This is a genomic window from Bradyrhizobium yuanmingense (genome assembly GCF_900094575.1).
Taxonomy (GTDB): domain Bacteria; phylum Pseudomonadota; class Alphaproteobacteria; order Rhizobiales; family Xanthobacteraceae; genus Bradyrhizobium; species Bradyrhizobium yuanmingense.
This window is the reverse complement of record NZ_FMAE01000006.1, coordinates 634498-647237: the sequence shown is the minus strand read 5'-3', so window position 1 is coordinate 647237 and position 12740 is coordinate 634498. Positions and strand designations below refer to the sequence as shown.

General features: G+C 64.0%; 13 protein-coding genes and 1 pseudogene. 7 read left to right on the top strand and 7 right to left on the bottom strand.

Translation table 11 applies throughout. The features are described from left to right. Nucleotides 1-72: 72 nt before the first annotated feature. Nucleotides 73-1641, bottom strand: coding sequence for a caspase family protein (locus tag GA0061099_RS24420; RefSeq protein WP_074448076.1), 1569 nt, complete (start codon nt 1639-1641; stop codon nt 73-75). Between the two features lie 349 nt (nt 1642-1990). Here GA0061099_RS24420 and GA0061099_RS24415 point away from each other — a divergent pair, with 349 nt between their 5' ends. Then, nucleotides 1991-2797, top strand: coding sequence for an N-acyl homoserine lactonase family protein (locus GA0061099_RS24415; RefSeq protein WP_036030645.1), 807 nt, complete (start codon nt 1991-1993; stop codon nt 2795-2797). Nucleotides 2798-2887: 90 nt separating this feature from the next. On the opposite strand, the gene GA0061099_RS24410 is transcribed toward GA0061099_RS24415, so the two are convergent. The 4 genes and pseudogenes from GA0061099_RS24410 to GA0061099_RS24395 form a co-directional block, all read right to left on the bottom strand. Then, nucleotides 2888-3238 (bottom strand): hypothetical protein, encoded by a 351-nt coding sequence (locus GA0061099_RS24410; RefSeq protein WP_036030648.1) that lies wholly within the window; start codon nt 3236-3238, stop codon nt 2888-2890. Between the two features lie 38 nt (nt 3239-3276). Next, nucleotides 3277-3441 (bottom strand): annotated as a pseudogene (locus tag GA0061099_RS24405) (MarR family winged helix-turn-helix transcriptional regulator); the annotation flags it as partial. A gap of 37 nt (nt 3442-3478) precedes the next feature. Further along, nucleotides 3479-4198 (bottom strand): class I SAM-dependent methyltransferase, encoded by a 720-nt coding sequence (locus GA0061099_RS24400; RefSeq protein ID WP_036016344.1) that lies wholly within the window; start codon nt 4196-4198, stop codon nt 3479-3481. A gap of 89 nt (nt 4199-4287) precedes the next feature. After that, nucleotides 4288-4821: a MarR family winged helix-turn-helix transcriptional regulator gene (locus GA0061099_RS24395; protein ID WP_074448086.1), complete on the bottom strand. Its 534-nt coding sequence runs from the start codon at nt 4819-4821 to the stop codon at nt 4288-4290. A gap of 111 nt (nt 4822-4932) precedes the next feature. Here GA0061099_RS24395 and GA0061099_RS24390 point away from each other — a divergent pair, with 111 nt between their 5' ends. The 5 genes from GA0061099_RS24390 to fahA all read left to right on the top strand — a co-directional run bounded on the left by GA0061099_RS24390 (nt 4933) and on the right by fahA (nt 10602). Then, on the top strand, nt 4933-6591 hold the full coding sequence (locus GA0061099_RS24390; RefSeq protein WP_036031355.1) for an FAD-dependent oxidoreductase: 1659 nt from the start codon (nt 4933-4935) through the stop codon (nt 6589-6591). 8 nt (nt 6592-6599) lie between these two features. Further along, nucleotides 6600-6824 carry a DUF2783 domain-containing protein gene (locus GA0061099_RS24385; protein WP_018646238.1) on the top strand — a complete coding sequence of 75 codons (225 nt, stop codon included), beginning with the start codon at nt 6600-6602 and terminating at the stop codon, nt 6822-6824. Nucleotides 6825-6842: 18 nt separating this feature from the next. Beyond that, entirely contained in the window at nt 6843-7799 is a 957-nt protein-coding gene (locus GA0061099_RS24380; RefSeq protein WP_036031359.1) for an MBL fold metallo-hydrolase, read from the top strand. A 2-nt stretch (nt 7800-7801) separates the two neighbouring features. Continuing rightward, complete coding sequence (hmgA, locus tag GA0061099_RS24375) at nt 7802-9148, top strand: homogentisate 1,2-dioxygenase (RefSeq protein WP_036031361.1); 1347 nt, start codon at nt 7802-7804, stop codon at nt 9146-9148. Nucleotides 9149-9327: 179 nt separating this feature from the next. Then, the gene (gene fahA, locus GA0061099_RS24370) at nt 9328-10602 is read left to right on the top strand and encodes a fumarylacetoacetase (protein ID WP_036031363.1); all 1275 of its coding nucleotides are present in this window, start codon (nt 9328-9330) and stop codon (nt 10600-10602) included. 9 nt (nt 10603-10611) lie between these two features. Here the strand turns inward: fahA and GA0061099_RS24365 are convergent, their stop codons facing one another. Both GA0061099_RS24365 and GA0061099_RS24360 read right to left on the bottom strand, forming a co-directional pair. After that, complete coding sequence (locus GA0061099_RS24365) at nt 10612-10923, bottom strand: DUF1272 domain-containing protein (protein WP_036031366.1); 312 nt, start codon at nt 10921-10923, stop codon at nt 10612-10614. 74 nt (nt 10924-10997) lie between these two features. Then, nucleotides 10998-11477: an Lrp/AsnC family transcriptional regulator gene (locus GA0061099_RS24360; protein ID WP_036031368.1), complete on the bottom strand. Its 480-nt coding sequence runs from the start codon at nt 11475-11477 to the stop codon at nt 10998-11000. Between the two features lie 121 nt (nt 11478-11598). On the opposite strand from GA0061099_RS24360, the gene hppD reads away from it, so the two are divergent. Then, on the top strand, nt 11599-12717 hold the full coding sequence (hppD, locus tag GA0061099_RS24355; RefSeq protein WP_036031371.1) for a 4-hydroxyphenylpyruvate dioxygenase: 1119 nt from the start codon (nt 11599-11601) through the stop codon (nt 12715-12717). The last annotated feature ends 23 nt before the right edge of the window (nt 12718-12740 follow it).

Here is a 12740-nt window from a genome sequence, read left to right as displayed (position 1 = left end):
GCATCCGCCCATTGGTCTTCCCAGGGCTGTTCAAGGTTCGAGCCTTGGACGGGGGCCCGACTCAAAAAAATACTAGCGCACTCCGTAGCTTGCGAATTCCTGAACGATGTTCGGATCCATCGCCTTAGCATTGGCGATGTCCAGCGCCCCCTCCTGGGCCGAGCCGTTGCGTTGCTTGGCAAGGCCGCGTCCGTAGAGCGAGGACGTCAGGCGCGGGTTGATCTTCAGGGCCGCGTCGAAATCGGCGATCGCATTCTTCACCGCGCCCGACTTGAGATTGACGAGCCCGCGGCTGTCCAGTGCATCGACGAAGTTCGGCCGCAGCCGCAGCGCCTCGTTGCAATCCTTCAGCGCGGCCTGGAGGTCGCCGACCACGGTGCGGGTCCAGCAGCGGTTGTTGAGGGCCTCGACGTCCTTCGAATTGATCCGGAGGGTGTCGTCGAAATCCTTGATGGCGAGGCTGTAGGCGCCCTTGCTGGCATAAACCTGGCCGCGGCGGTACAGCGCGTTCACGTCGTCAGGGTTGGCGGCAATCTTGGCAGTCAGGCTCTTGATCGTGGGATCGTCAGCCAGGGCGGCAGCGCTCGGCCCACCGTCCGTGCTCGGCGCAGGAACGGGATCAACCGGCTTCACCGGCGGTGGCGGCGGGGGCAGGGCGGCCTCGATCTGCGGCCTCGGCGTGGGAGCAGGCGCGGGCGCCGGTGCCGGCGCCGCGACTGGAGCCGCAGGTGGCGGAGGCGCAGGAGCGGGAGCCGCAGCCGCGCTGTCGGCCGGCTTCGGCGGCGGCGGTGGTGTCGGCGGTGCGGGAGGGGCGGGCGGCGGGTTGTTGGCGACGACGGCCGGCGCGGCGGGAGGCGCGGGCGGCGGCGTTGCCGGACGCGATCCGCCGGCGCCCGGAATGAACGAGAAATCTTCGGCCAATGACGAGGAAATCCACGGCACCTGCTCGCCGCGCGAGGCGCGGGTGACGCCCATCTTGGTGCGGTTCAGCGTCTCCTCGGCCATCAGGTCGGGAACGCGGATTTCCTTCAGCAGCTCCTGAACGAACAGGCTGCGGTCGCCGCCGGCGTCCGAGACCACCGAGGCCAGTGCCGCCGAGTACATCACCAGCGTGCCGTTCGGGGCGATCACCGGGGTCAGGCCCGCTGAGAAGCTGCGGAACCGGCGCTCGAACGGGTTGCGCCTGGACGCATCGACCAGCGCGATCTTGACGCCGGCGCCGCGGGTGTTGAGCTCGCCGAGGACCGTCTCGAGGCTGAAGCCATCGCGGCGCACGTCGGACTCGGTCCAGATCTGCGCATCCACCGGCAGCAAATAGCTCTGGCGCGCGGACTGGATGCCGAAACCTGAGAAGAACACCAGCGCGACCGAGCCCGGCTTGATCTTGCCGTAGAGCTTGTCGAAGGCGCGGCGCATGGCGTCGCCGGTCAGATTCTCGCCGAGCTCGACCGAAAAGCCGTCGCGCTTGAGCTCGTCGGCGACGGCGCGCGCATCGTTGATCGGTTCCTTCAGCGGGGCATCCGCATCCGGATATTTGGCGTTGCCGATGACCAGCGCAAAACGGTCGCCGGCCGCAAGCGAGGGGGCCGTCGGGACGAGCGAGATCAGCAAGGGCAGAAGAAAAAAGAAGCGAATTTTCATAATCAGCGCGGTCCAGCCAAAAGGCGCCGTTCCAGCTTGCGCCGCGGCGACCTTAACTTACGCTTACCTCATTATCAAACCGGGGACGGAGGGCGTCAACCGCTTGGAGATTCGACCTTATCCCGATGATGGACCGCAGCGGATGGGCATGCCGCGAGAGGAATGGATGGGGTTATCATGACGGTCCTCGGTACCTCGATGCTGTCCGGCGGACCTTAGCGCAGCCAGGGCGGGTGAAGACGTGATCGATCTCACATTGCAGCCGCGCCTCCGGGTTTGACCTTTCCTGCCGGTGGTGGCTTGGTGTGCGCGATCGTCCAAGATCCAACTCTAAAAAAAAGCGAGCCCCATGGGAAACGTCTACGAGATCTACGCCCTGCGCTATGCGACGATGTCGCCGCGCACCCCCCACATGAACTTCCTCGTGCCCGACCCGCATGACAGCGCGGCGCAGGACCTCGATTATTTCGTCTGGCTGATTCGCGGGCACGGCCGCGACATTCTGGTCGATACCGGCTTCAACGCCGAGGAGGCGAGCGCGCGGGCGCGCAAGCTCACGCTCAATCCCGTCGATGCGCTGGAGCGTTTCGGCGTTTCGGCGTCAGCCATTCGTGACGTCATCGTGACACATCTGCATTACGACCATGCCGGCAATCTCGACCGCTTTCCCAACGCGCGCTTCCATCTGCAGGAGCGCGAGATGGCCTACGCGACCGGACGCTGCATGTGCAACGGCCTGCTGCGCCACCCGTTCTCGGTCGAGCATGTCACGCTGATGGTGCGCCACGTCTATGGCGAGCGCGTCACCTTCTATTCCGGCGATGGCGAGGTTGCTCCCGGCGTGACCGTGCACCGCGTCGGCGGCCATTCCGACGGCTTGCAGGTGGTGAAGGTCGAGACCGCGCGCGGCGCCGTGGTGCTGGCCTCAGATGCCGCGCATTATTACGCCAATCTGCAGCGCAAGAGCCCGTTCCCGATCGTTTATAATGTCGGCGACATGGCGCAAGGCTGGGACACGATCGAGCACCTCGCCGGCCATCCCGACAGGTTCATCCCCGGCCACGATCCGATCGTGACCGAGATCTATCCGCGCGCCAGCGATGAGGTCGATGCCTGGGCGCTGCATCTGCCGCCGACGCGGTCGTTTGCGAGGTGATGGTGTCGCCGTCATTCCGGGTTCGCCGCTCTGCGGCGCCCCGGAATGACAGCTCGTAGGATGGGTTTCGCTGGCGCTCTACCCACCAGCTCAGTTCGGGGCGTTCAGGAGGTCGTGTAGACCAATGGCCTGTTGATCGTTGAGCAAGATCCGCTTCGCGCCAACATAAGTCAGCTCGAACCGTCCCGCTTCGTCGTCAATGGTTCGTACGCCATCGAGCACTGCAAGAAGCCCGAACAGCGCTTGATGGACTGATGTCGCGATCACGCGATTAACGTTATCAGCGTCTTCCGGTCGTAGGCCGTTGTACCAATCCGAGCACGCCCGCTCTCGGAGCGGCACACTCCTACCCGGAGGGTTCTTCAGACCGGCTATTGTATCTTCGATTGCGGCATCCTTCACATAGCGCTTGATGGCTTCAACGAATTCTTGGCTATTCATTTCGCCTCTCATCTACTAACCGCTCGCGACAGCCTGCCCTAATACGCCTGCTTGGCGTCGGCCTCTTCGCTGGTCTGGATCAGATCGAGGCTCTGCTCGATCTTGCCGAGCAGGGCCGAGAGCTGCTTGCGCTCCTGCGCCGAGAGGCAGGCGAGGATCTCGTCCTCTCGCCGCAGCAATTGCGGGAACAGCTCCTCGTAGAGTTCGTCGGATGGGTTGAGACGGGAGGCGGGCGCGATGTCAACGAGCACCGGCAGGATCCCCGCAAGCAACGATATCGTGGGGAGATTTTCGAGCCGCTAGCTCCGGAGGAGAGAATACCGCCAGGTATCCTCCGCCCCCTGCGAGCTTATATGTGGCGATCTCGCGATAGTCGACGGCGGTCAACTCGCAGCGCAAGAGCTCAATTGGCGTGCCATGCTTCGACGTCGGAAGCTCAAGATCGACAATTCCGACCCGCGCACCTTGCTTCAAGGCGGACGCAAGATTGTAGAGAAAGGCATAGGGTTGGGCTATCTCGTGATACATATGCACAAGGATTGCGGCGTCCAGCGAGGAAGCGGGCAGACGCGGGTCGTGTGGTTCGCCGAGCGCGAATTGCACGTTTGTCAACTTCAGAAGTTTTGTTCGCCTGGCGAGTTCGACGAGGTAATCCCGCGTGACGTCCTGGGCAACGACAGAGCCGGCGGATCCGACGAGGTGCGAGAGCCTGACCGTGTGGTAGCCACTGCCTGCTCCAATGTCGCCGACAGTCATCCCTGGTTTCAGTTCAAGAGCGCGTGCGATTTGACCGGCCTCATTGAGGGCGTCGCGGCGCTCTTCGGCGGAGCGGCGCGGGCTGACGATCCGTGCGACAGGACGCTGCGGTGAGGGAAACTCGTTTGCCGCGACTCCAGGGGGAGCCAGATAACCTATGTCAGCGGCGTATGCGCGAGTTGCGGCAAACGCCACAAGGAGCATCGCTATATACCTCGCTGCCGTCACGGTCCTACCAAGTTTTCTCAACCGGGCTCCCAAAAGCTGACGTCTGCGCCTTATGGGTGGGCGCCCTAATACGCCTGCTTCGCATCCGCCTCTTCGCTGGTCTGGATCAGATCGAGGCTCTGCTCGATCTTGCCGAGCAGGGCCGAGAGCTGCTTGCGCTCCTGCGCCGAGAGGCAGGCGAGGATCTCGTCCTCTCGCCGCAGCAATTGCGGGAACAGCTCCTCGTAGAGCGCGCGGCCCTTTTTCGTCAGTTGCAGGCGGAATTCGCGGCGGTCGGCTTCGTTCTCGACCCGCTCGATCAGGCCGTCGCTGAGCAGCGCCGTCACTGCGCGGCTGATGGTGGATTTGTGCGTGCGGGTGCATTGCGAAATGTATTGCGCGCTGCAGGCATCATTGCGGAAGCCGAGCGTGGCGATGACGCGCCAGGCCGGAATGTCGAGGCCGTGGCGTTCCTGATACTCGACCGACAGCGCGGAACTGACCTCCGCGGCGAGCCGGTTGAGGCGGAACGGCACGAACCTGAACAAATCGAGCCGCGGCTTTGGCCGCTCGTCGGCCGCACGCGCCTTGAGCGCGATGTCGCTGGATGTCCTCGCCAAGGAGAGCGCCTCCGAATTCCAGTTGACGGCCGGCCGGCTCCGGTCCAAAATAGTTGCACGTGAGACTATCTAGCAGATCGATCCTGTCCTGACCAGAGCCGAGGTTCGTGTATGGCGCCGGCCAATACCCCTCACGCCGAGACCGCTCAAGCTAAGACCGCTCAAGCCAAGACCCAGTTCGGCTACCGCCGTCACCCCGATCAGGACCGCCCCGGCTCGAGCCCCGCGGCGCATCCGGTCGTGATCGTCGGCGCGGGCCCGGTCGGGTTGTCGCTGGCGATCGATCTTGCCCAGCGCGGCCAGCGCGTCGTGCTGCTCGATGATGCCGACCGCATCGGCGAGGGCTCGCGCGCGATCTGCTTCTCGAAACGCTCGCTGGAATATTGGGACCGGCTCGGCGTCGGCGACCGCATGGTCGAGAAGGGCGTGGTGTGGAGTGTGGGGCGGATCTTCCATGGCGAGTCGCAGCTCTACCAGTTCAATCTCCTGCCCGAAGACGGTCACAAGCGGCCGGCCTTCATCAATCTCCAGCAATATTACGCCGAGGCCTATCTGGTTGATCGCATCAACGAGCTGCCGGAGATCGACCTGCGCTGGCGCAACAAGGTGACAGCGCTCGAGCAGCGCAACGAATCCGCGCTGCTGACGATCGAGACGCCCGAGGGCGCCTACCGCCTGAATGCGCGCTATGTCGTCGCCTGCGACGGCGCGCGCTCCTCGCTGCGGCAGATGGTCGGGGCGGAATTCGCCGGCCAGATCTTCGAGGATCAGTTCCTGATCGCCGACGTCAAGATGACCGCGGAATTTCCGACCGAGCGCTGGTTCTGGTTCGATCCGCCGTTCCATGCCGGGCGTTCGGCGCTGCTGCACCGGCAGCCCGACGATGTCTGGCGCATCGATCTCCAGCTCAATCGCTATGCCGATCCGGTCCTCGAGAAGAAGCCGGAAAACGTGCGGCCGCGGATCGCGCGCATGCTCGGCCATGACAAGTTCGAGTTCGAGTGGATTTCGCTCTACAAATTCCAGTGCCGGCGGATGGACCGCTTCATCCATGGCCGCGTCATTTTTGCCGGCGATTCCGCGCACCAGGTCTCGCCCTTCGGTGCGCGTGGCGCGAACTCGGGACTCGAAGACGCGGAGAATCTGTCCTGGAAGCTCGACCGCGTGCTGCGCGGCAAATCGCCTGCGAGCCTGCTGGAGAGCTACCATCTCGAGCGCAGCATGGCGGCCGACGAGAACATCCGCGAATCCACCCGCTCGACCGACTTCATGGCACCGAACTCGCATCAGGAGGCGCGGTTGCGCAAGGCGGTGCTGTCGCTGGCCAAGGAAACCGAGTTCGGCAAGCGCATGGTCAATGGCGGTCGGCTGTCGGTGCCGTGCAGCTACGATACGCCGCTGTCCTCGCTTGATGCGGATACGTGGCGGGGTGGACCGCCGCCCGGCGGTTCGATGCTCGACGCGCCCGCCGCAACGTCCGCCGGCGAGCCGATCTATCTGACGGATGCCTTCCGCAAGGGTGGAACGGATTTCACCTTGCTGTCGTTCAGCAATGGCGCGCCGATCGATGCGCCTGATGGTATCAAGGGCATCCGCATTGGCGGCGACGGTGAATTTGCCGATCCCTCGGGCCTAATCGCAAAGCGCTACGGCGCCGTGCCGGGTGCCGCCTACCTGCTGAGGCCCGACGGTTATGTCGCGGCGCGCTTCCGTCATCCGACGCGTTCGGCGATCGCGGCGGCGCTGGCGCGAGCCGAAGGTTTGTATTGAGGTCTGGCATGCCGCTCTCCACCAGTTCGAACTTCGCACGCCCCGACGATGCCTTCCGCGCCATCGTCGAGGCGCATCGCGGCCTGACCGAGGAGCAGAGCGCCGATTTCGACGCGGCGCTGGTTCTGATCCTCGCCAACCATATCGGCGACATCGACGTGCTGCGCGAGGCGATCGGACTGGCCAGGCGCCGCATGATCGACGGTCAGCAGCAACAACAGCAGCAACAATAACCTGGTAAGGACGAATTGATGGCGAAAAACTTCGCATCCACCGGCGATCTCGCCGAGAAGAAGATCACCTTCTCCGAGATCGGCACCGATCTCTATGCCTTCACCGCCGAGGGCGATCCCAACACCGGCGTGATCGTCGGCGACGATGGCTGCCTCGTGTTCGACGCGCAGGCGACGCCGGCCATGGCGAACAAGGTGATCGAGCGGGTCCGCACGGTGACCGACAAGCCGATCAAATATGTCGTGCTGTCGCATTATCACGCCGTGCGCGTGCTGGGCGCCTCCGCCTATCACGCCCAAGGTATCGTCGCCTCGCAGGAAACTCATCGGCTGATTGCGGAGCGCGGCCAGCAGGATTGGGATTCCGAGTACGGCCGCTTTCCGCGCCTGTTCCAGGATGCGCAGAGCATTCCCGGCCTGACCTGGCCGACGCTGACCTTCGAAGGCGAGATGACGATCTATCTCGGCAAGCGCGAGGTGCGCCTGATGCAGCTCGGCGCCGGCCACACCTCGGGCGACATCGTCGGCTGGGTGCCGGATGCGGAGGTGATGTTCTCGGGCGACCTCATCGAATATCACTCGGCCTGCTATTGCGGCGATGCGCATTTGCGCGAATGGCCGATGACGCTGAACGAGATCCGCAACTTCAATCCGAAGGCGATCGCGCCGGGCCGCGGCGATGCGCTGAAGGGCACCGCCACGGTGCGCGAGGCCATCGCGATGACGCGCGACTTCGTCACCTCGCTCTATGGTGCCGCCGAAATCTCGGTCGCCAAGGGCCGCAGCTTAAAGGAATCGATGGCGGCGACGCGCGAGGTGATGGATCCGAAATTCTCGAGCTTTGCCATTTACGAGCACTGTCTGCCGTTCAACGTGTCGCGCGCTTACGACGAAGCGTCCGGTATCGACGACCCCGTGATCTGGACCGACAAGCGCGATCAGGAAATGTGGGCCGCCTTGCAAGGAGGAGGATAGTCATGAACATCAATACCTCGCCTGACCAGATCATCCGCAGTTCGGCCCAGGTGACGCCGGGTTACATGTCCGGCTTCGGCAACTCTTTCGAGACCGAGGCGCTGCCGGGCGCGTTGCCGATCGGGCGCAACTCGCCGCAGCGCTGCGCCTACGGGCTCTATGCCGAGCAGCTCTCGGGCTCGCCCTTCACCGCGCCGCGCGGCAGCAATGAGCGCTCCTGGCTCTATCGCATCCGGCCTTCCGTGAAGCATTCCGGCCGCTTCGAGAAGGTCGATGCCGGCTTGTGGCGTTCGGCGCCGTGCCATGAGTACGACCTGCCGATCGCGCAGCTGCGCTGGGATCCGACGCCGCTGCCGAAGGAGGAGGTCACCTTCATTCAGGGCGTGCAGACCATGACGACGGCGGGGGATGTGAATACGCAGGCCGGCATGGCCGCGCATGTCTACCTCATCACCAAGTCGATGGTGGATCAGCATTTCTACGATGCCGACGGCGAGCTGATGTTCGTGCTGCAGCAGGGCAATCTGCGCCTTGTCACCGAGTTCGGCCGTATCGATGCCGAGCCTGGCGAGATCGTGGTGATCCCGCGCGGCGTCAAGTTCCGCGTCGAGATTCCGAACGGCCCGGCGCGCGGCTATCTCTGCGAAAATTATGGCGGCGCCTTCACGCTGCCGGAGCGCGGGCCGATTGGCGCCAATTGCCTCGCCAATGCGCGTGACTTCCTGACGCCGGTGGCAAACTACGAGGACAAGGACACGCCGACCGAGCTCTACGTGAAATGGGGCGGCTCGCTGTTCAAGACCACGTTGCCGCATTCGCCGATCGACGTCGTGGCCTGGCACGGCAATTACGCGCCGTACAAGTATGATCTGCGTACCTTTTCGCCGGTCGGCGCGATCGGCTTCGACCATCCCGATCCCTCGATCTTCACGGTGTTGACCTCGCCGTCGGAGACGGCGGGCACCGCGAATATCGATTTCGTCATCTTTCCCGAACGCTGGATGGTCGCGGAAAATACCTTCCGGCCGCCCTGGTATCACATGAACATCATGAGCGAGTTCATGGGCCTGATCTACGGCGTCTACGACGCCAAGCCGCAGGGCTTCGTCCCCGGCGGCATCTCGCTGCACAATTGCATGCTGCCGCACGGCCCCGACCGCGACGCCTTCGAGCACGCCAGCAACGGCGAATTGAAGCCGGTGAAGCTGACCGGCACCATGGCCTTCATGTTCGAGACCCGCTACCCGCAACGCGTCACCGCGCATGCGGCGAAGTCCTCGACGCTGCAGGACGATTACGCCGATTGCTGGAACGGCCTGGAGAAGCGCTTCGATCCGACAAAGCCGTAGTTTTCTTCACCCTCTCCCCTTGTGGGAGAGGGTGGCTCGTCGCGAAGCGACGAGACGGGTGAGGGGTCTCTCTCCGCGAGTGAACCTCTCACATTTGGATACGCGGACAGAACCCCTCATCCGGCGCTTCGCGCCACCTTCTCCCACAAGGGGAGAAGGAAGAAAGAACCGAGCCAAACGTGACAACCCACCCCAACGACCCCAGCCTCCGCTCCTTCGTCGACGTTGATCCGGCCTCGGACTTCCCGATCCAGAACCTGCCTTACGGCGTGTTCTCGACCGCTTCCAATCCGACACCGCGGGTCGGCGTCGCGATCGGAAACTACGTGCTCGATCTCTGGGAGCTCGAGCAGGAGTCCCGGCTCGATGTCGGGCCGCTCGGCGTGTTCTCGGGTCCCTCGCTCAATCCCTTCATGGCGCTGGGCCCGAAGGTCTGGACCAACACCCGCGCACGTATCAGCGAGCTGTTGCGTGCGGATCATCCGGAGCTGCGTGACAACGAGGAGCTGCGCAAGCAGGCTCTGGTGCCCATGCGCGATGTTAGACTGCATCTGCCCTTCGCCGTCTCCGGCTACACCGATTTCTATTCGTCGAAGGAGCACGCCACCAATGTCGGCGTGATGTTCCGCGGCAAGGACAATGCGCTGCAGCCGAACTGGCTGCATATGCCGATCGCGTATAACGGCCGCGCCTCCACCGTCGTGGTCTCCGGCACCAGGGTGAAGCGGCCGCGCGGGCAGCTGAAGCCGCCGAACGTGGAGCTGCCGAGCTTTGCGCCGTGCAAGCGGCTCGATTTCGAGCTGGAGATGGGCGTCGTGATCGGCCAGCCGTCGCCGATGGGCGGCATGCTCACCGAGAGCCAGGCCGAGGAGATGATCTTCGGCTTCGTGCTGCTCAACGACTGGAGCGCGCGCGACATCCAGCAATGGGAATATGTGCCGCTCGGCCCGTTCCTGGCCAAGGCGTTCGCGACCTCGATCAGCCCCTGGGTGGTGACGCGCGAGGCGCTGGAGCCGTTCCGCCTGAACGGGCCGGAGCAGCAGCCGGTGCCGCTCGATTATCTCAAGCAGACCAGGCCGCAAAACTACGATGTCGAGCTCGACGTCTCCTTGCGCGGCGCCGGCGCCAATGCGCCCGCCAGCATCAGCCGCACCAACTTCAAATACATGTACTGGTCCTCGGTGCAGCAATTGATGCACCACGCCTCAAGCGGCTGCGCCATGAATGTCGGCGATCTCTTAGGGAGCGGCACCATCTCCGGCCCGGAGAAGAACCAGCGCGGCAGCCTGCTCGAGATCAGCTGGAACGGGACCGAGCCGGTCGAACTGCCCGGCGGCGCCAAGCGCTCGTTCCTGGAGGACGGCGACAGCCTCGTGATGCGCGGCTGGTGTCAGGGCAACGGCTACCGCGTCGGCTTCGGCGAGGTCGAGGGAACGATCGTGGCGGCGGAGTAGCGGGCCAAATCACCGGCTCTCCGGCGGCACGTCGCGCACCCGCGCACAATGCGCCGCGACGTCCTCGACGCTGTACTTCAGATGCACCCGCTTGTCGGACGGCGCCTGCTTGGTGATGCATACGCCCGGCCGCCATTCCTGCGCCGGCCTGATCGGCCGCGGGGCGAAGCCGCCGCCGCAATTCGGGCAGACATTGAACAGCTTGGTCTCGACGCAGTCCGCGCAGAACGTGCATTCATAGGAGCAGATCCGCGCATTGGTCGCGTCGGGCGGCAGGTCGCAATCGCAATATTCGCAGTTCGGTCGCAGCTGGAGCGCCATGTTGAACCTCCGCAACTAGAGCTGCGATCATCGCAGATCGCGTTGCCAGCGCGAATGCCATAGTTCCCTCGATTTCAGCCGGGCTTGATCTCCTTCAGCGGCAGCTTCGAGCTCTCCTTCAGCCTATCAAGCACGATCGAGGAGCGCACATGCGCCACGCTCTGGTGCGGCATCAGCACGTCGTTGACGAGGTTGGACAGGCCCTTGAGATCGCGCAGCACGGCTTTGAGCACATAGTCGGCATCGCCCGTCAGCGAATACGCCTCTTGGATATCGTCGATCCGGTTCACCAGCGCGCGAAAACGCTTGGAATTGTCCGGCGAATGCGTCGCGAGCCCGACCTGGATGAAGGCGATCACGCCGAAGCCGAGCGCCTCGCTGGAGAGGTCGGCGTGGTAGCCCGCGATCACCTTCTCCTCCTCCAGCCGCATCCGCCGCCGCGAGCATTGCGAGGCTGACAGGCCCGCGAGCTCGGCGAGCTCCTGGTTGGTGAGGCGGCCATCGTCCTGGAGCGCGCCGAGAATCCTGAGGTCGAAGGCGTCAACAGAAATCATGCGTCTTTCATCCCTTTCATGCGCGGATCGTGCATAGAATAGCCAAAGCCCGTCTCGTTTGCACGCTCATTGCATGGCCCATGAAGGATAGTTCCTGTCAGCAGCCATTCGGGAGAACACCATGGGACCGTTTCCGCACGATGCACCGCCGGCCACGATCACTGCCGACAACCCGATGGGCACCGACGGCTTCGAGTTCGTCGAATACGCCCATCCCAATCCGCAAGACTTGCACGCTTTGTTCAAGCTGATGGGCTATGCGCCGGTCGCGCGCCACAGAACCAAGAAGATCACGGTCTATCGCCAGGGCGACATCAACTATCTCGTCAACGAGGAGCCCGGCACGCACGGCTATGAGTTCGTCGCCGCCCACGGCCCTTGTGCGCCGTCCATGGCCTTTCGCGTCGTCGATGCCAAGGCGGCCTATGACCGCGCGATTGCGCTCGGCGCCGAGCCGGCCGATGTGTCGTCGGCGCAGAAGACGCTCGATGTGCCCGCGATCAAGGGCATCGGCGGCAGCCTGCTTTATCTGGTCGATCGTTACGGTGCCAAGGGCTCGGCCTATGACGCCGAGTTCGAATGGCTGGGCGCGCGCGATCCCAAGCCGCATGGCGCCGGCCTGTTCTATCTCGACCATCTCACCCACAACGTCCATCGCGGCCGCATGAATGTCTGGGCCGGGTTCTACGAGAAGCTGTTCAACTTCCGCCAGATCCGCTTCTTCGATATCGAGGGCCGCGCCTCCGGCCTGTTCTCGCGCGCGCTGACCAGCCCCGACGGCAAGATCCGCATTCCGATCAACGAGGACGCCGGCGATTCCGGCCAGATCGAGGAATATCTGCAGACCTATCGCGGCGAAGGCATCCAGCACATCGCCTGCGGTTGCCGCGACATCTACCGCACCATCGAAGGTCTGCGCGAGGCCGGCCTGCCGTTCATGCCGTCGCCGCCCGACACCTATTTCGAGAAGATCGATACGCGCCTGCCCAAGCACGGCGAAGACGTCGCGCGGCTCAAGAAGAACGGCATCCTGATCGACGGCGAGGGCGTGGTCGACGGCGGCCAGACCAAGGTGCTGCTGCAGATCTTCTCGGCCAACGCGATCGGCCCGATCTTCTTCGAGTTCATCCAGCGCAAGGGCGACGACGGTTTTGGCGAGGGCAATTTCAAGGCCCTGTTCGAATCCATCGAGGAGGACCAGATCCGGCGCGGGGTGTTGAAGGTGGGCGACGCGGCGTAGGCGCGGCCGTCACGCACACTGCT

What these genes read in the sequence shown, in the direction of transcription:
- GA0061099_RS24360 (WP_036031368.1), bottom strand. Translation starts at nt 11,477, where the DNA reads ATGATTTCTGTTGACGCCTTCGACCTCAGGATTCTCGGCGCGCTCCAG.
- GA0061099_RS24365 (WP_036031366.1), bottom strand. Translation starts at nt 10,923, where the DNA reads ATGGCGCTCCAGCTGCGACCGAACTGCGAATATTGCGATTGCGACCTG.
- GA0061099_RS24390 (WP_036031355.1), top strand. Translation starts at nt 4,933, where the DNA reads ATGGCGCCGGCCAATACCCCTCACGCCGAGACCGCTCAAGCTAAGACC.
- GA0061099_RS24385 (WP_018646238.1), top strand. Translation starts at nt 6,600, where the DNA reads ATGCCGCTCTCCACCAGTTCGAACTTCGCACGCCCCGACGATGCCTTC.
- GA0061099_RS24415 (WP_036030645.1), top strand. Translation starts at nt 1,991, where the DNA reads ATGGGAAACGTCTACGAGATCTACGCCCTGCGCTATGCGACGATGTCG.
- hppD (WP_036031371.1), top strand. Translation starts at nt 11,599, where the DNA reads ATGGGACCGTTTCCGCACGATGCACCGCCGGCCACGATCACTGCCGAC.
- GA0061099_RS24400 (WP_036016344.1), bottom strand. Translation starts at nt 4,198, where the DNA reads ATGCTCCTTGTGGCGTTTGCCGCAACTCGCGCATACGCCGCTGACATA.
- hmgA (WP_036031361.1), top strand. Translation starts at nt 7,802, where the DNA reads ATGAACATCAATACCTCGCCTGACCAGATCATCCGCAGTTCGGCCCAG.
- GA0061099_RS24380 (WP_036031359.1), top strand. Translation starts at nt 6,843, where the DNA reads ATGGCGAAAAACTTCGCATCCACCGGCGATCTCGCCGAGAAGAAGATC.
- GA0061099_RS24410 (WP_036030648.1), bottom strand. Translation starts at nt 3,238, where the DNA reads ATGAATAGCCAAGAATTCGTTGAAGCCATCAAGCGCTATGTGAAGGAT.
- GA0061099_RS24420 (WP_074448076.1), bottom strand. Translation starts at nt 1,641, where the DNA reads ATGAAAATTCGCTTCTTTTTTCTTCTGCCCTTGCTGATCTCGCTCGTC.